Source organism: Maribellus maritimus (assembly GCF_022267315.1).
Lineage (GTDB): Bacteria > Bacteroidota > Bacteroidia > Bacteroidales > Prolixibacteraceae > Draconibacterium > Draconibacterium maritimum.
On record NZ_JAIKLE010000022.1, the window covers coordinates 65,332 to 84,132 of the forward strand.

The following is an 18,801-nucleotide window of genomic DNA, read 5'->3' on the forward strand; positions in this document are numbered from 1 at the left end:
TTTAAATGTTCAACAAACACTCATTTTCATAAATAGTTCTATTTTTATACCAACAAATTGTAAAACAAAATCAGCCATGCCAATAAAAACTTACTTCTGTATTTTTCTGCTTTTAGGAGTTATTTTTCAATTTTCGTGTACCAGAAATGAATTTATTTCTACACGAGAAACCATTGATTTAAGTGGAACATGGCAATTTGCGATGGATTCTGCGCAGGTTGGAATAGAAAAAAACTGGTTCTCGGAATCATTAACTGAAACGGTTCAACTACCGGGGACAATGGATGAAAATGATAAAGGCATCCCAAATAAAAATTACGACGAAACCATGCGATTGTCGCGTGAAAAAATGTATGAAGGATGGGCCTGGTACCAAAAGGAAATAACGATTAACGAAAGCTGGAAAAGTAAAGAAATTTTCTTGACGCTCGAACGGACAAAACCTGCAAAAATTTGGATCGACGGACAATTCACAGGCGAAAACGCTACGATTTTGTCTCCTCAAAAATACAATCTCACCCCTGCTCTTACGCCAGGAAAACATGTATTAACCATTCTTGTAGATAACGGAAATGGTTCAGTTCCGAACGGAATAAAAGGCTCCCACTCCTGGACAGAACATACACAAACCAATTGGAATGGAATAATTGGTGAAATAAAACTGGAAGCAACGGTAAAAAACTATATCAGGTCACTTGCTATCACGCCCGACATAAAAACCAAAGAAGCCATTGTCGCCCTTCGAATATTTTCAAATGAAGCAGAAAATCAGGAGGTAAAAGTTAAATTAAGAGCAGCTTCCTGGAACACACAGGAAAATCATAATGTTCCTGCCAAAAGCTATGAGGTCAATCTGAATCCGGGACAAAATCGGATAGTATTAAAATATCCGGTTGGAGATAAAATGCAGCTTTGGAGTGAGTTCTCCCCTGCTCTTTACAAACTTTCAGCAGAACAGATTACAGAAAATGGAACCGACAATTTACAGACAAATTTTGGATTTCGCGATTTTTCCACATCGGGAACTCAATTTACAATCAATGGAACAACAACATTCTTAAGAGGCGAACACAATGCTTGTGTTTTCCCATTAACAGCTCACCCTCCCATGGATGTGGAGAGTTGGATCGAATTATTTCAAATCGCAAAATCATACGGAATAAACCATTATCGTTATCATTCATGGACACCGCCTAACGCCGCTTTTGCTGCTGCTGATATTGAGGGAATTTACATGCAGCCGGAAACACCGTTTTGGGGGAGTTTACGTGAAAATGATCCGTCGGGATTAAATGAATTCCTGTTAAACGAAGGCGAAAAAATTATTGAAAGTTATGGGAACCACGCCTCATTTGTTATGTTTGCCTTGGGAAATGAACTCAGTGGAAGCCTTGAACAAATGCAAAAAATGGTAAAACAACTCCGGCCGCTCGCCCCGGAGAAACTGTTTGCTTATGGTTCAAATAATTACCTTGGCACCAGGGGCCAGGTTGAAGGAGAAGATTTTTTAGTCACCTGTCGGGTAGGAGCTGATACCGATACAAGCTACAGCACACACACACGCGCCTCATTTTCGTTTGCCGATGCTTACGATGGCGGATACATTAACGGAAGATACCCCTCTACCGATTTGAACTACGCCGGGGCTATTAGTAAATGTTCAGTTCCGGTTATCGGACACGAAATTGCACAGTATCAGGTGTATCCTAACTTCGATGAAATAAAAAAATATACAGGTGTACTAAAACCATGGAACCTGGAAATATTCAAAAAACGTTTGGAAGCCGCCGGAATGGCTGATCAGGCAAAAGATTTTTTCAGGGCATCGGGTGCATTGAGTGCTTTGGGTTACCGGGCTGATATTGAAATGGCCATTCGTACACCCGGATTTGGCGGATTCCAACTGCTCGATCTGCAAGACTTTTCTGGCCAGGGGACTGCACTTGTAGGACTGCTCGATGCATTTATGGATAGCAAAGGACTTATCACTCCCGAAGAATTTTCGCATTTCTCTAATAAAGTTGTGCCCCTTTTAATTACAGAAAAATATTGCTGGACAAACGGTGAAAATTTCACCGCAAAAATACAAGTGGCCAACTATTCTGAATCTGATTTGGAAAACCAGAAACTGACATGGCAAATTATAAATGCAGATGGTGAAATTGTAGGAAGTGGTTCTGACAACAAATCAGTCCCACAGGGCGAAGTATTCAATTTTACAGAGGTAAAACAACCTCTCTCTGAATTAAAAGCACCTCAAAAACTCACGCTGCAAATAGTACTCGCAGAAACATCTTACCAAAACACTTACCCCATTTGGGTATATCCGGAAAATAAAGATATAAGTGTTCCTTCAGAAATATATATCTCAGAAAATATAGATGCACAAACCATAAGTCAGTTAAATTCAGGAGGAAAAGTACTGCTATTCCCCAACCATAAAAAATATGTTGCCTTTTCGGTTGGAGGGTTATTTACAACCGATTACTGGAATTATAAAATGTTTAAGGGAATCTCGGAAAACAACAACAAACCGGTTTCTCCGGGAACAATGGGAATTTTAACCAACCCTGAACATCCATTATTTACGTCTTTCCCAACAGAATTTCACAGCAACTGGCAATGGTGGCCCATTGTTAAAAAAAGCCGGCCGTTTATCCTCGATAATGCCCCGGATGACTACAAGCCTCTGGTTCAGGTTATTGACAATATTGAACGCAACCATAAACTGGGTCTGGTGTTTGAGTTTGCAGTGGGTGAAGGGAAATTGCTAATTTGCATGTCGGATTTAAAAGCCATTCCGGATAAACCGGAAGCGCGGCAGTTTTATAAAAGTATTTTGGAGTATATGGATTCACACGATTTTCAGCCTGAAACAAAATTAACAGAACAGGAACTGAAAACATTGTTTACATCTGTGCCTGCGGAACATAACATCCAGACCATCGGGAATATTTCATATGAATAAAAAATAATTTCGCCAGTTGCTTCGGAAGGCATTGCTTGAAATGAAAAACCTGAAATGCTATTCATATTAACATATTGTTTAGTTAAAGAGTTCCGGTTAAAAAAAAATCTTTTTAACTTTGCCCGAAAGGTTTAAAAATGATTAGAAGGGCAACAGCAGTTTATCATGTTATAGTCGTCAGTATTTTGTTACTGGCTCATGCAGTTGTTCCACATATTCATTTTGATGATGAAATTGTAATTACAGGTTCGGTTGAACACCGAAATATCGAGAACTGCAAACACAATCACCATAAACACAGTGAAGAAGACAGCAGCGAAGCCGATTTCTGCTTACTAAAGCAAGTTTATCTTGCCCGTTCAAACGACACAGAATCAGGAGACGAACTTCAGCAATGGCTAAAAGATCAACACGACAGTTCAGATGTTCTTTTTGCCATTTTGTATTTTTCTAAAGACTATTTTTTTACACCTCCAACCCAACCACCAATATTTTTTCACCTTAACTCGTTTTATTCCTGTCTCGGAAACGGAAGTATAAATTCGCGCGGCTCACCCCTGGCCTAAAATCTCAATTCCTTTATTAAGAGTTCCCGGACTTTCAAAGTCAAATATCTGGTAATATCTAGATTTTTTTAAAACCAACAACCTGTTTGATTTTTGAACAGGGCCATTATACATATACAAACGTTTTAGAATGAAAAATAAGTTACTAATAGCTGTAGTTGCAGCTTTTTACTTAGCCGCCTGCAGCAACCAAAATTCCCATTCATCCGATTCAGAACACAACCATGAAGCGGAACACGTTCACACTCACGAAGGTGAGGACGAACACGAACATCACCACCATACAGAGGTGCACGAAGAGCATGCTCATAACCATGAGACAGAAGCCGAACACTTTCACGAAGAAAGCGAGCACCAGGGGCATAACCACGAAGTGCCTGCTGACCGTGAAGAAGCAGTGAATGAAGTTGAACATGAACATGAAGAGTTAAAATCATACATCACCGCTTACAGCGACACTTATGAAGTATTTGCTGAAGCCGATCCTTTTGTTGCCGGAGAAGAGGCGGATGTACTTGTACACTTTACAAATCTTTCCGATTTCTCACCATTAAAATCAGAGAAAATTAATATGCAAATGCTTGTTAATGGGAAAACACAAAATAAAACACTTGACAATCCGGTAAAAAAAGGAATGTACAACTTTACGATTAAACCCGCTGCTTCGGGGAAGGGGCAACTTATTTTTGCAGTTGAAAACGGTTCAGAAAATGAAAAAATAGTAGCAGATATTACTGTTTTTAAAGACGACGCAGAAGCACACGAAACTATTGAAGCGACCGTACCCGATAAAACAAATGCCACAGTGTTCACAAAAAGCCAGTCGTGGAAAATTGATTTTGCTACTGCCTACCCAAAGACCGAACCTTTTGGACAGGTTATAAAAACTACTGCTCAGGTTCAGTCGGCCCCTAACGATGCGCAGGTTCTTACTGCAAAAACGAGTGGTATTGTTGTATTTGGAAACACTTCGGTTTTGCCGGGAAACAAAGTTTCAAAAGGACAAAACCTGTTTTCAATTTCGGGCAATAGTTTTGCAGAAAATAACTCGGGCGTTAAATTTTTAGAAGCCAAAAGCAACTTCGAAAAAACAAAACTCGACTATGAAAGAATTCAGGGATTGGCTGAAGATAAAATTGTAACCAAAGCCCGCCTTCTGGAAGCTAAAAACGATTTTGAAAATGCAGAAGCTATTTATACAAACCTAAGCAAAAATTTCAGCGCTCTCGGACAAACAGTAAAAAGTCCGATGAAAGGGTTTATTCAGCATTTGTATGTCCGGAATGGTGAATTTGTCGAAGCAGGACAAGCCATTGCAATAGTTTCGCAAAACAAAAATTTGATGCTTTACGCTGAAGTTCAGTCAAAATATGCGGGCGACCTTGTATTCCTTAATTCCGCAAATATCTCAACTGCCAATCAGCAAAAAATGTATTCTTTGGAAGAATTGAATGGCCAAATTGTTTCCTGGGGCAAATCGGCCAATCAAAGCAACTACCTCATTCCGGTAAATATTCAGATTGAAGACAACGGAGAATTTTATCCAGGCAATTTTGTAAAAATCTACTTAAAAACGACGTCAGATCAACAAGCGCTGACAATCCCAAGTTCATCACTTTTGGAAGAGCAAGGCGTCTATTACGCTTATGTTCAATTAACACCGGAACTATTTGAAAAGCGCGAAATCAAAACCGGGACTTCCGACGGACTAAAAACATCCGTGTTGGCAGGATTAAACCCCGGCGAAAGAATTGTTACAAAAGGGGCAGTTGTTATTAAACTTTCGCAAGCCTCCGGCGCATTAGATCCACATGCAGGCCATGTTCACTAAAATCTGACACTATGCTGAATAATATTATAAAGTTTTCTTTAAAGAACAAATATTTCATTCTGTTTAGTTCTGTGGTATTGGTTATTTTCGGAACTTACACGGCTCAAAATATGGACGTAGACGTATTCCCAGATCTAACCGCACCAACAGTTGTGATAATGACCGATGTTCACGGGATGGCTTCAGAGGAAGTGGAACGACTGGTTACATTTCCTATTGAAACTGCTGTTAACGGCGCAAATGACGTTCGCAGAGTGCGTTCTTCCTCATCGCAGGGATTTTCATTTGTTTGGGTCGATTTTGACTGGGGAACAGATGTTTACAAAGCCCGGCAAATTGTAAGTGAAAAACTGATTCAGGTAACAGCTCAAATGCCTGTTGGTGCCGGGCAGCCCATTTTAGCGCCACAATCGAGTGTAATGGGCGAAATATTTTTTATTGGGATGCAGGCCGACAGCACCAGCATGATGGATTTGCGAACCATTGCAGAATGGAATGTAAAACCACTTATTCTTGCAACCGGAGGTGTTTCTCAGGTTACAATAATTGGTGGGGACCTGAAACAATTCCAGGTGTTGGTCGATCCGCAAAAGATGGGATATTACAAGGTATCATTGGAAGAACTGGCTGGCATCTGTCAGGGAATCAGTCAAAACTCTATGGGCGGTATAGTTCGTCAGTACGGAAATGAGTATGTCATTCGGGGGATAGCCCGAACTTTTGACCTGGAAGAACTGGGAAATTCATTTATCAAAACACGAAACGGAAAACCGGTTCGAATTCGCAATGTGGCTGAAGTAAAAATTGGAAGTGCTGTAAAAATGGGCTATGCATCGCACAACAGCAAACCTGCAATTATTGTATCCGTGTCAAAACAGCCACACGTAAATACACTGGAAGTTACAGAGCTGATTGAAAGAAATTTGAAAGAATTAAAAAATACGCTTCCCCCCGATGTACATCTGGATACCAAAATTTTTCGGCAGGCAGATTTTATCAATACTTCGGTAAACAACGTACAAAATGCGTTGATCGAGGGGGCTATTTTTGTAATTGTTATTCTTTTTATTTTCCTCGGAAGTTTCAGAACTACCTTAATCTCCCTGTTGGCCATTCCGCTTTCTTTGCTCGGAGCTATTATTGTTTTGAGAGTTTTTGGGTTAAACATCAACACGATGAGTTTGGGAGGGATGACCATTGCTATTGGTTCGCTGGTTGACGATGCCATTATTGATGTAGAAAATGTGTATAAGCGACTGCGCCAAAACGGACAAAAACCGCTAAACGAAAGAGAGTCATATTTTACAGTAGTTTTTGAAGCCTCAAAAGAAATCCGATCTTCAATATTAAATGCGACTTTAATTATTATGGTGGCATTTTTGCCACTCTTTTTTCTTTCAGGAATGGAAGGAAGGATGTTAAAACCCTTGGGTATTGCCTTTATCGTTTCCTTATTTATGTCGCTTATTGTTGCCATGACACTGACACCATTGATGGCAAAAATGCTTTTGGCTAACGACAAATATTTGGCTAAAAACAAAAAAGAAAAGTGGCTGGTTCGTAAATTATCTTCATTTTACGAACGTTCGCTTGTGTGGGCATTAAAACACAAAACCTTAATTATTTCGTCTACGCTGGTTGTTTTTGGAATTGCCCTAATAGCATTTACAACACTCGGAAGAAGCTTTTTACCGGAATTCAATGAAGGTTCACTCACCTTATCGGTAGTAAGTAAACCCGGAATTTCGCTGGAAGAAAGCAATCGAATTGGCAACCTGGTAGAAGATGAGTTACTTGCCATACCTGAAGTTTTAACCACAGCGCGCCGAACCGGACGCGGAGAGCTTGATGAACACTCACAAACCACCAACAGCGCTGAAATAGATGTAAACTTTCAACTGGAAAAACGAAGTCAGGAAGAATTTTTGGCAGATGTACGAAAGACGCTGGCATCTATTCCCGGAATTGCATTTACCGTGGGGCAACCACTGGGGCATCGAATTGATCATATGCTTTCGGGAACACGGGCCAATATTGCCATAAAACTGTTCGGAAACAATTTAAACCGCATGTTTACAATCGGAAATGAAATCAGGAATACCATCATCGGTATTGAAGGACTCGTTGACGTAAATGTTCAACAACAAGTAGAAATACCACAAATTCAAATCCGCCCCGACAGGGATTTGCTTGCAAACTACGGAATTACAATTGAACAGTTTAATAAGTTTGTTGACATTGCATTCGCCGGTGCAAAAATGGGAGACATTTTTGAAGGGCAACAAAGTTTTGACCTTATTTTGAGACTCAACAAAGATTACACTGAATCCATCGAAGGTATCAAAAATGCGCTGATTGATACCTGGGACGGGAAAAAAGTACCACTGGAAGAAGTAGCTGAAATAAAATCGGCAAGCGGTCCCAGTTCTATCAGTCGCGAAAACGTGCAGCGAAAACTTGTTATTTCGGCAAATGTAGCAGGACGCGATCTTCGCAGCGTGGTAGAGGACATTCAAAAAAATATAAATGCAAACATAGAACTTCCTGAAGGTTATCGTGTTGAATATGGCGGGCAGTTTGAAAGTGAAGCCAAAGCTTCCCGAACGCTCTTGCTGGCGTCGATAATTTCAATTCTACTGATTTATCTTCTTCTATTTCAGGAATTCAGAAACTTTAAACTGGCAGGAATTATTTTGCTAAATCTTCCTCTGGCACTCATTGGTGGTGTTTTTGCTATTTATTTTACTTCAGGTATTTTGAGTATTCCTGCAATTATTGGATTTATCACTTTGTTTGGAATTGCTACCAGAAACGGAATACTTCTGATATCAAACTACCAAAACCTGCAAAAACAAGGTTTCTCACTCTCTGAAACTGTAATTAAAGGTTCAAGCGATCGGTTAAATGCTATTTTAATGACTGCATTAACCGCTGCACTTGCATTAATTCCTTTGGCAATGAGAGGTCATCTTTCAGGAAATGAAATCCAAAGCCCTATGGCAAAAGTAATTTTAGGTGGATTGTTAACATCTACATTACTTAACGTCTACATCATTCCCATTGTATTTGTTCTTTTAAATGGTCGCGGAAACGTTAAAAAAGAAGAAGCATGAAAAAACAACTATTCATAATTGTCGCCCTGTTAATGGTAAATTGGGAGCTTTTCGCTCAGCAAAAAATAGAAGACGTGCTACAGGCAGTAGAACAAAACAATACTACATTGGCAGCTTTAAGAAAAAATGCCGATGCAGAAAAACTAAACAACCGTTCGGGAATTTTCCTGGAAAATCCGGAAGTTGAATATCACTACTTATGGGTGGAGCCGGATGCTGTTGGCAACAGAACGGATGTGAGCATTTCACAATCTTTCGATTTCCCAACCGTCTATAAATTCAGAAACAATATTTCGAATATAAAAAACGAACAAGTAGAGCTTCAATTCGAAAAACAAAAAAAAGAAGTTCTGCTGGAAACGAGACTAACATGCAATGAACTTATATATACTAATGCAATGCACGCTGAACTTGATAAAAGGAAATTGCTCGCAGATAGTATTTTTGTTGCGTACAAACAAAAATTTGATGCAGGAGAAACCAATATTCTGGAATACAATAAATCGCGTTTGAATAAACTATCAGCTGAGAAAGAACTGAAAGCCGTTGAGATTGAACAAAAAGCACTTCTCATTAAACTCCAAGGATTAAATGGGGGAAAGCCGCTTGACTTCTGTTTAAAACAATTTCCAATTTTAAATATTCCTTCTGATTTTGAAGAGTGGTATTTGGTAGCCGAACAAAAAAATCCAATGTTAAGCTGGCTAAAAAAAGAAGTTCAAATACGAGAAAACAAAATAAAACTTTCAAAAGCAGAACAGTTGCCTAAAATAAATACAGGCTACATGAGCGAAAAAAGAGATGCTGCACATTTTCAGGGTTTTATTATCGGTGTTACCATTCCTTTGTGGGAAAACATAAATACTGTAAAACATGCAAAAGCGGAGGCAGAAGCTCTACAAAGCGTCACCAGAGATAACAAATTGCAGTTTTACAACCTTTTAAAAGCAACACATCAAAAATTTATACAATTACAAGAAAATGTAGTGGAATATAAAAGTGGAATGGAAGATGTAAACAATGCGTCATTTTTGGAGAAAGCTTTAAATCACGGAGAAATTGGATTGATTGATTATATTCTCGAACTTTCTGTTTACAACGAAAGTATCGATAAAATTTTGGAAATGGAAAAGGATTTGAATGACGCTTTTGCAGAGTTAAATCAGTACATGTAAAAAATAAGTCATGCCCCACTCCCGTTTGGGGCATGGCTAAAAACAGTTTTGAAAGACTAAAGATTCATTCCGCCTGAAACTTCAATTCGTTGAGCGTTAATCCAGCGCCCTTCTTCGGTGCATAAAAAGGCAACTACGCCACCTATATCTTCAGGCAGGCCAACACGGCCCAGAGCAGTTAATCCTGCAATGTGAGTATTTATGTCTTTGTTGTCCCGCACCAAACCTCCGCCAAAATCAGTTTCAATGGCTCCGGGTGCAACTACGTTTGCAGCAATTCCACGTGGTCCCAATTCCTTAGCCAGATACTTTGTTAGTACTTCAATAGCTCCTTTTGCCGAACTGTAAACAGCATAACCCGGCATTGCAAACCTTGCAAGTCCTGACGAAATAGTGATAACACGTCCGCCGTCATTAATAAAAGGCAAAGATTTTTGCGTTAAAAAGAACACTCCTTTATAATGAATATTCGTCATTTCATCAAACTGTTCTTCTGTTGTTTCGGCAAATTGTACATATAAACCGGTTCCGGCATTGTTAATCAGAAAATCGAAATTTTTGCTTCCTGTTTCTTCATTTAGGTAGTTGGTTACCACGCTTAAAAATTCATCAAACTCCTTAACATTGGCGGTATCCAGTTGAAACGCTGCTGCTTTTTGCCCTAACGACTGAATTTCAGTAACTACCTCATCTGCTTTCTGTTTGCTACTTTTGTACGTTAGTACAACATCGATTCCCTTTTTAGCAAGGCTAAGAGCCATTTCTCTTCCCAGCCCGCGACTACCACCTGTAACCAGTGCAATCTTACTTTTTGTTTCCATTGTTTAATTTTTATGATTTGATAAATACAAAGTTCAGACAAAAAGGGGAAAAGCGCTTTGCAAACTTCAATCTTTTATTTGCAAAATTCAAATATCAGTTTTATGATCGAAACGACAACGGAGCAACTGAAGTTTTCTTTTTGAAAAAGTTGGAAAAATGGGCTAACTCCTCAAAGCCCAAACTGTATGCAATTTCGGAAACATTCCAGTCGGTTTGTTTAAGTAAAATTTTTGCCTCCTGTAAAACCCTCCCGCTGATAAACTCAGTAGTTGTTTTACCTGTATTCTCTTTCAAAACTTTGTTAAGATGGTTAGAATGAACCGCCAGCCTTTCTGCGTATTCCTTTGCTGATCGAAGCATTAATTTCTGATTGGGCGATTCAATGGGAAACTGACGCTCCAGCAATTCAACAAATAGTGAAACAATACGCGCAGAGGCAGTCTGACTATTTCGCAAAGCACTGGCTGGTTGCAGCTTTTGACCATAATGAATAAGCTCTAAAACATAATTACGCAACAAATCGTACTTGTACTCATAATCCGAAACAATCTCCTTTTTAATCTTTTTGAAAATATAACTGAGCTCTTCCACCTCTTCATCAGCAATTTCAAAAACAGGGTAACCACCCGACTTAAAAATCGGCAGTTCGTCTAAAACCACACCGCTTCTATTTTTAATCAGAAACGCATCGGTAAAAACACAAAATGCACCCGATTGATTTTCATCCTGCGGAATCCAGTGATAAGGTACTTTTGGAGTAGCAAACAACAGGGCATTATTTTTTATTTCAATTACCTTATCTGCATATTCAGCCCGGTTTTTTCCCTTAATCAGACTGATTTTATAATAGGCCCGGCGATTGTATGGCATTGTATTTTTCTGCTTAAACTCTTTAATGGTTTCAGAAATGTCAAAAACATTAAAATGTCCAATCTCCTTGCCGATACCCGGCGGTAAAAGTGTATCAATATCCTTACCTGTAAAATTTGCAGCTTCCTCGTAGAATTCATCAAGCGAAGTGTTTCCAATGTCTTTCATGATTACAAACTGATTTGTAAAAATCAAAGATACAAAATAAGACCAAAATATCCTTTTTAAAACTTGCAAATCATACGACACCGAGCTGTTCTTCGGCTATCAAATTTCAAACAAGTTGGTTTATTTCTGTTCCAGTACCGGCATCGATTTGTACCAGGAAACTACTTTTTGAGTCATTGACTGTGTAAGCTCCGGATGCTCCTCAGCCATGTTTTTGGTTTCGCCCGGGTCGTATACAATGTTGTAGAGTTCCGGCCGGCTCCCATCGTAATCGCACAATAGCTTCCAATCGTTTTCACGTACAGCCAAATCCGGAAGATTTTCAAAACCGTAATAATTCTTCCTATCGGGTGGCCGGCTGTAAAAAATTGGCGAAGAATGCGATTTTTTTGCTTCACCCAGAATGGTTGTTAGAAGATTTTCTCCATCAAAATCAACATTTTCAGGAGCTTTTGTTCCGGCAAACTCAAGCAGCGATGGTGTAATATCGATAGCAGAAAGAAGCGATTCTTTATTGCGTGTTCCTGCCGCATTATTATCGATAAATCCGGGTCCCCAAACAAAAAACGAAGAACGGATACCGCCTTCATACAAATGTGTTTTATACCCTTTCAACTCACCTGCTCTGCCTGCTCCCAGTTCCGGACCATTATCGGAGCAAAACAAAATCAAAGTATTGTCGCGCAATCTTTCGTTTGACTGGACATACTCAAACAATTTTCCAAACTGTTTGTCCATCGCTTCCAGAACTGCCAGGTACAGTCCTCGTTTCCCCGCTTCTTTGGCAACTCCGTATTCCTCATAAGGCGGCCAGTAAGGACTGTGCACATCATCGGGCCAGATGTTTACATAAAATGGTTTCTGCGTACTATCGGCTTTTTCCATAAACTGAATGGCTGCATCAATAAAGCCTGCAGTTATTTCAGAGCGTTGCATCCAGGTAAATGGTTCTCCCAGTATTTCAGCGCCTTCCCAAATTCGCCCTACTTTCCCTGTTTCGTCTCTTGTGAGTGGCAGTAATTTTGCTCCCATTCCCTCAAAATTGGTCAGCGATTCATCAAAACCATATTCAGTAATTTGCGGTGCATCGGTAACATCCCGCTGTCCTCCCATGTGCCATTTTCCAAAATGTCCGGTTGTATAACCAGCTTCATGAAGACTTCTTGCCAACATTGGCGCTGAAGGATCTAACCAATTTGCAATGCCGCGCTCCTGATTTAACTCACGACGTGCCAGATAAGAAGTGATATTCCAACGCTGTGGATAAGTACCGGTTGAAATGGCCACACGAGAAGGTGAGCATATAGGTGAATTAACGTAAAACTGTTCAAAGGCAATTCCTTCCGAAGCCAGCTTATCGATATTTGGCGTTTGTACATCGGTATTTCCAAAACATGATAAATCAGCCCACCCCATGTCATCAATAAAAATTAATATAATATTTGGCTTCTTCTCTATTTTAGTTTTTGAGCATCCCAAAGTAAAAAGAAAGAAAAGAGAGAACGACAGCAGCAGTATCTTATTCATAACAAATACATTTTATTTCCAATTTTATTGCTTTTTAATACGGCGTTTTTTGGTTTTCCCACAAACTTAGATCTAATTTTTCAGGATTAATAAAAAAATTCCGGCATTTTAGGCTCACGATATAAACTGTTTAGCCGTATTGCTGCCTCCTTAACCAGGCTTTCCTTTATCGTCCTGGCTTGTTCCGGACAATTTTTTATACATGCACAACAGCTAATGCATTTTTCTTTATCGATATTGCGTGTGTTTTCAAACTTAATAGCTCCGGCAGGACAAACTTCTGCACAAATTCCTTTTCCACTGCATTTTTCGCTAACTGATATAAAATCAACACTCCATAGTTTTGTTGTTCCTCCGTACGGAAGTTCACCGGGAACAACGATATCAGCAAGATTCTCAAACGATGAGACCGATTGAAGCTTTTGTTTTATTTTCTGTCCAAACAGTTCCGCATATTCCAAATCATCATAATCAGGCCTTGACTGTGCTACCGGATATTCAGAACTTGAGAAAGAATGTTCACCAATAAAAGCTCCACCTGCCACAGGGATACATCCTGTTTGCCATAAAATATCTTTTAATTCGAGTAATGCGTTACCAAATGTCCGGTTGCCATATACTACAACGCAAACAACCGGCGTTTTATGTGCGCTGATTTGAATTAGACAATTATTTACTAAAGCAGGAACTCTTCCCATATATACAGGCACTCCAACAATGAGTAATTCATTTTCCTTTATTTTTATCGGTTGCTGTCTTATTTGAGGCTTTGTGATGTCAATTATTTCTGAATGATTCAGATTTACGCCTTTACCTATACTCTCAATTATCGATTTAGTTGTTCCTGTTGGTGAAAAGTAAACCAACTTTAGCGATTGAATTTTCATAACTTATCTTTAATTACGATTTAAAACAAAACTAAATCACTTATAAAATACGAAATAGTAAGAAAACGACAGTTAAACAAATTTTCCTATTTGCAGCATTGAATTGTTTTTCCGAATAAAATTCCCGGGAGTATTCCCTGCAAAACGCTTAAAATCTTTGATATAATGCATTTGGTCAAAATAACCAGTATCGTAGGCTATATCTGTCAATTTTGAATAATCACTGTATAACAGCTGGTTTAAACCATTTTGAAAACGATTTACAGTAAAGAATGTATTAGCTGGTAATCCGACGTACTTATTAAAAAGACGTTCCAGTTTTCTGATATTTATGTTGTTATTTTGGCAAAATTCTGATATCGCTGAAGAATAGTTATTTTGTTTCAATTTATTAAATAACAGTTGAAAATTTACAAGGTCTTTGTATTCATCCACAAGCATTAACATTAATTCATTTTCAAGTATCTCCAACCTATGTATTGTATGAGTTGCTTCCTTTAACCGCTCAGTTATTGTATCCGATATTTTAAATCCGGCTTCAGCAGCTCCGAAAAGTTGATTTTTGTATTCTGACACAGGAACTTTAAAAAAAGGATAAAATCCATCAGAGTAAAAACATACTCCCAGCATGTGCACTTTGCCATTTAATTTCAGGTGAATGTTAGTATAACTGTCGTATAAGCCGGCAAAAAAAACATTCTCCAGCAAACGCTCTTCACCCCCACAACTCGAATAGTGCTTTGTCTCACTCAAATTAAACCTGAGATTAATATTTCTTGATGGGATAACCTTATGTTCCAGCAGCAAATAGTCCGCTTGAATCTCCCAAAAAAATTTCACATACTTTTTTAAAAGAGAATTCTTAACCTGATATCTTTTTATTTGATTCTGCATTTTTATCCGCCGGGCTATGCAAAAATACTGAAAGTCAGAAACAATAAACGATTAAACTCATAAAATTATATTCAACAGATTCAAATCTGTATTTTCCTATTTGATAGCGTGCTAAGAAAATTTTACTGTTCATTCCAGGCCTATAAAAATCTTTTGTTGCAATCTGCACTCTTTTTTTGATTCGTTTCTGCCAAGAGTTTAAAACTGAACGGCCCGGCCAGGGGTATTTTGCTCAAAATACTTCTTAAAAAAAGAAAATCGGTTTGACGTTGACTGACTTCTCTTTCTTCGAACAAAATCAAAACGCAAAGGCGATTGTTTTTCCAGTTTGGCCAAATAATCGGCGGAATAGTGTTGTTCATTCATTCCTACCGATTCAATTATCATGGTTTCAATACTGCGATTCATCAGTTTAATAAATGTCTCTATCTGAGACCCTTTAAAACAATACATTTCATCCAATGCTTTTCGTCCAAAGTGAATGGTTTTATTTACAAATTTATCCAGATCGTAATCATTCCGGCGAGAAAAAATGGTTCTGGTTTGCGCTTCAGCATCCTCTTTTACATCCTGAATATCATCAAGTAACTGAAGATAAACCCCATATCCAAACAAAGCCCGTTCTTCATTCTCGGTCAATCTGCCGGCCACCAGGTAACCATCGGCCAAAACAGAGGCGCCTCCCTTTTCAAAACATATTTTTTGAATCTCGTTATCTGAAATTTCTGTTGTTCCGTTAAGTTGTAAACTGTTGGTTTGTCCCTGTTGAATAGCGTACAAACTTTCAAAAACTTTTGGAAACTCCGTTCTTGGAAATTGTTTTTCAAACATTTCAACCAGCTTAAAAAGCTGCAACTCCGTAAAACTTTGCGCCAACACCACTTCCCCATGCAATCGCCGGTTAAAACGGACACTAAAATATTGCTTCTCTTCGGCAGAAATATTTGGATCGTCGAGCAAATTATCGCTGTACGGATAAATCATACTGTAACCAAAAACAGATGGAGTAATATCCACCGGGATATCCATCATCAGCTGAATTCCATTCATAATCCAAACATTTCGCATTCCCTGATAAATATTCTCGGGCGAAAGTTCCGGTCCAAATTCACGGGCTCTGTAAAAAAAATCTCTGCTTACATTTTTAAATTTATCGGAAAGAATGATTTCCAGATGTTTCTGGTCAAAATCAAAAACGGTTTTAAGAAACGATTTAAAAACCGGAAAAAATGTTTTGGAAGGATCACTCCTCCGCAATTCTTCCACTTTACGTTTTGATTTTAATCCGTTTATCTTTTGCTGAAAATCAGAAAAATGCTGTTCACGTATTTTCTGCTCGTTTAACGAATATGTTTTTTCAAAAACAGGGAAATCAAGCGGGCTTTCATTCCAGATGTTTTCAAAATGACTGATATAATTTTTAACCGTTAGCATAATAAATGTGGTTTAAGGTAAAAATAACCAATCAATACGAAAACCATTTATTTTTTAGATGAACGAAAGCAATTTAAGGGGCAAAAAAAGGTATTTGGCAGGGAAACAAAAAAAGGGCTTTTAAAGCCCTTTAGAAATATTGAATGTTTTTATCTTCTATGCGATATTTGTGTAAACAGCCTGAACATCATCATCTTCTTCCAGTTTATCAAGCATTTTTTCTATCTCTTCCAGTTGTTCTTCCGAGAATTCAACCGGATCGTTCGCAAAACGTTTCAGGTTGGCTTTTTTCACTTCTATATTTAAATTTTCAAGTGCATGTGCGATATCTCCAAAACTGGTATAATCGGCGTAAGCATAGTATTCTCCTTCGTTTTCCTCAATCTCTTCCAATCCGGCGTCAATCAATTCAAGCTCCAGTTCTTCCACATCCATACCTTCCGGTTTTTCAAACTCAAAGACCGCTTTTCTGGAAAACATAAATTCAAGCGAGCCGGTTGGCACCAAACCTCCGCCAGCTTTGTTAAAATAACTTTTTACATTGGCAACTGTTCGCGTTGTGTTATCGGTGGCACATTCCACAAAAACCAAAACTCCGTGCGGACCTTTTCCCTCGTAGTTTACTTCTGAATAATTTGCCGCATCCTTTCCCGACGCTCTTTTTATCGCTGCATCGATGTTTGATTTTGGCATGTTTTGCGCTTTTGCATTTAAGATAGCCGTGCGCAAAGTAGCATTCAAATCCGGGTCGGCTCCTCCTTCCTTGGCTGCAATGGTAATTTTTTTCGAGAGTTTAGGAAAAATTCTCGACATTTTGTCCCAGCGTTTCTCTTTCGCTGCCCGCCGATATTCAAATGCTCTTCCCATGTTTCAGATTTTATTATTGAAAATTTTCCGCGAAAATAAAAAACAGAAACGATAAAAACCAAAGTACAAATCACAAAATTCAAAAAAATAGCTCTTATTCTTTGTATGATTTAATTTTAATCTTCCTGGGCTTACATACTTTTTCTTCTTTTTTTACTTTGGCTCCGCATTTTTTACATTCGTATTTTGGATTTTCTTTGTCTTTAAAATCTTTTGTTTTACAGGCAACTTTCCCCATATCTAAAATTGTTGTTCACGGTGAATAAGAACAACACTTACGGGGTAATTGTTTTGTATATATTCAGCTAGTTTTTCAGCGGAGTAAACCGAACGATGCTGGCCACCGGTGCAGCCAAAATTTATTGACAAATGTGAAAAACCTCTTTCCAAATACACTTTCACCGTTTGATCAACCAAAGCTTTTACAGAATCAAGATAAATATTGATTTCCGATTTCTCTTCCAAAAACTTTTGTACTTCCAAATCTTTGCCGGTAAGTTGTTTGTATTCCTGGTGGCGCCCCGGATTATTGATAGCTCTGCAGTCAAAAACAAAACCGCCACCATTGCCTGAAGGATCGGCAGGAATCCCTTTTTTATAGGAAAAACTTGTGATGCGAATCGTTAAATTACTTTTTACCTGCCCAATTTCTTTTAAAACTTCCGACTTAGTAAGCAATTTTAATACTTTGGTTAGCTCAGGAATTTCAACAGGTAAATCAAGGTCTTCCAGTAAAAACTCAAGGTTTTTTAAAGCATAAGGAATACTTTTTAGAAAATGCTCTTTCTTTTCATAAAAACCCCGAAAACCATAAGCCCCCATCGCCTGCATAATGCGAATCAATACAAACCCGCGAAAGTAAACTGTAAATTCCTTTTTATTTACAGGAAGGTATTTCTGCAATTCTTCAAGGTAAAAGTCAAAAAGCTCTTTACGCACACTTTGCGGAATATCTGCTTTTCCGTCGTATAAAAGCGAAGCTAAATCATACTGCAGCGCTCCACGTCTTCCTCCCTGGTAATCGATAAAAAATACTTCATCATCTTTCAACATAACGTTACGCGACTGAAAATCACGATACAAAAAATAGTTTGAATCTGCGCTGAGCAAATATTCACTAAAAGTCTGAAAATCATCTTCAAGAGCTTGTTCATCAAAAGGAATTTGTGCCAGCTTCAGAAAATAATACTTAAAATAATTCAGGTCCCACATCATACTTTGGCTGTCGAAAGCAGCCCGCGGGTAACAAACTGAATAATCCAATTCTTTTCCGGCAACTACCTGCAACTTGGGGAGAACCTTTAAAACCTTTTTATATTCATTAATAATATTTTTTGAAAATCCTTCGGATTCACGGGTTTTACTTAAAAAATCAAACAGAGTGGTATCTCCCAAATCTCTGAGAAGATATTTTCTAAGATCGGAACTTACGGCATAAATTTCGGGAACCGGCAAATCCTTTGTCAAAAAATGATTGGTAAACGAAAGAAAAGCCGTGTTTTCCTTTACATCGGAGTTAAAAGCGCCGATTGCTGTTCTGTTTTTATTTTGCAAACGGCAATACTCGCGATAGGAACCCGACGGCGGCAACATTTCAAAAGTTTCCACCTTTTCATTAAAGTGATGTTCAAAAAGTTGAATTATTTCGTTTTTATCTGATGTTTTCAAATGCTAAAATT

The 18,801-nt window shown here is 38.4% G+C and carries 13 protein-coding genes; 5 read left to right on the plus strand and 8 right to left on the minus strand.

Annotated elements, in window-relative coordinates; translation table 11 throughout:
- Positions 1–76 precede the first annotated feature (76 nt).
- The 5 genes from K5G00_RS18560 to K5G00_RS18580 all read left to right on the plus strand — a co-directional run bounded on the left by K5G00_RS18560 (position 77) and on the right by K5G00_RS18580 (position 9,653).
- Complete coding sequence (locus tag K5G00_RS18560; protein WP_238767686.1) at positions 77–2,968, plus strand: sugar-binding domain-containing protein; 2,892 nt, start codon at positions 77–79, stop codon at positions 2,966–2,968.
- A gap of 137 nt (positions 2,969–3,105) precedes the next feature.
- Positions 3,106–3,534, plus strand: a complete 429-nt coding sequence (locus K5G00_RS18565) for a DUF6769 family protein (protein ID WP_238767687.1) — start codon at positions 3,106–3,108, stop codon at positions 3,532–3,534.
- 130 nt (positions 3,535–3,664) lie between these two features.
- Entirely contained in the window at positions 3,665–5,365 is a 1,701-nt protein-coding gene (locus K5G00_RS18570; RefSeq protein WP_238767688.1) for an efflux RND transporter periplasmic adaptor subunit, read from the plus strand.
- An 11-nt stretch (positions 5,366–5,376) separates the two neighbouring features.
- Positions 5,377–8,478, plus strand: a complete 3,102-nt coding sequence (locus tag K5G00_RS18575; protein WP_238767689.1) for an efflux RND transporter permease subunit — start codon at positions 5,377–5,379, stop codon at positions 8,476–8,478.
- Positions 8,475–9,653, plus strand: coding sequence for a TolC family protein (locus K5G00_RS18580; RefSeq protein WP_238767690.1), 1,179 nt, complete (start codon positions 8,475–8,477; stop codon positions 9,651–9,653). Before K5G00_RS18575 ends, K5G00_RS18580 begins: the two co-directional genes overlap by 4 nt.
- Before the next feature lie 56 nt (positions 9,654–9,709).
- On the opposite strand, the gene K5G00_RS18585 is transcribed toward K5G00_RS18580, so the two are convergent.
- The 8 genes from K5G00_RS18585 to K5G00_RS18620 form a co-directional block, all read right to left on the minus strand.
- Positions 9,710–10,474, minus strand: a complete 765-nt coding sequence (locus K5G00_RS18585) for an SDR family oxidoreductase (protein ID WP_238767691.1) — start codon at positions 10,472–10,474, stop codon at positions 9,710–9,712.
- A gap of 100 nt (positions 10,475–10,574) precedes the next feature.
- Positions 10,575–11,513, minus strand: a complete 939-nt coding sequence (locus tag K5G00_RS18590; RefSeq protein ID WP_238767692.1) for a helix-turn-helix domain-containing protein — start codon at positions 11,511–11,513, stop codon at positions 10,575–10,577.
- A gap of 120 nt (positions 11,514–11,633) precedes the next feature.
- The gene (locus K5G00_RS18595) at positions 11,634–13,040 is read right to left on the minus strand and encodes a sulfatase-like hydrolase/transferase (RefSeq protein WP_238767693.1); all 1,407 of its coding nucleotides are present in this window, start codon (positions 13,038–13,040) and stop codon (positions 11,634–11,636) included.
- Between the two features lie 86 nt (positions 13,041–13,126).
- Entirely contained in the window at positions 13,127–13,927 is an 801-nt protein-coding gene (locus K5G00_RS18600) for an EFR1 family ferrodoxin (protein WP_238767694.1), read from the minus strand.
- 72 nt (positions 13,928–13,999) lie between these two features.
- Positions 14,000–14,821: a helix-turn-helix domain-containing protein gene (locus K5G00_RS18605; RefSeq protein ID WP_238767695.1), complete on the minus strand. Its 822-nt coding sequence runs from the start codon at positions 14,819–14,821 to the stop codon at positions 14,000–14,002.
- Positions 14,822–15,019: 198 nt separating this feature from the next.
- Entirely contained in the window at positions 15,020–16,255 is a 1,236-nt protein-coding gene (locus K5G00_RS18610; RefSeq protein ID WP_238767696.1) for a class 1 isoprenoid biosynthesis enzyme, read from the minus strand.
- 156 nt (positions 16,256–16,411) lie between these two features.
- Positions 16,412–17,122, minus strand: coding sequence for a YebC/PmpR family DNA-binding transcriptional regulator (locus tag K5G00_RS18615; protein WP_238767697.1), 711 nt, complete (start codon positions 17,120–17,122; stop codon positions 16,412–16,414).
- Between the two features lie 240 nt (positions 17,123–17,362).
- Positions 17,363–18,790, minus strand: a complete 1,428-nt coding sequence (locus K5G00_RS18620) for a RapZ C-terminal domain-containing protein (protein WP_238767698.1) — start codon at positions 18,788–18,790, stop codon at positions 17,363–17,365.
- Positions 18,791–18,801: the final 11 nt, after the last annotated feature.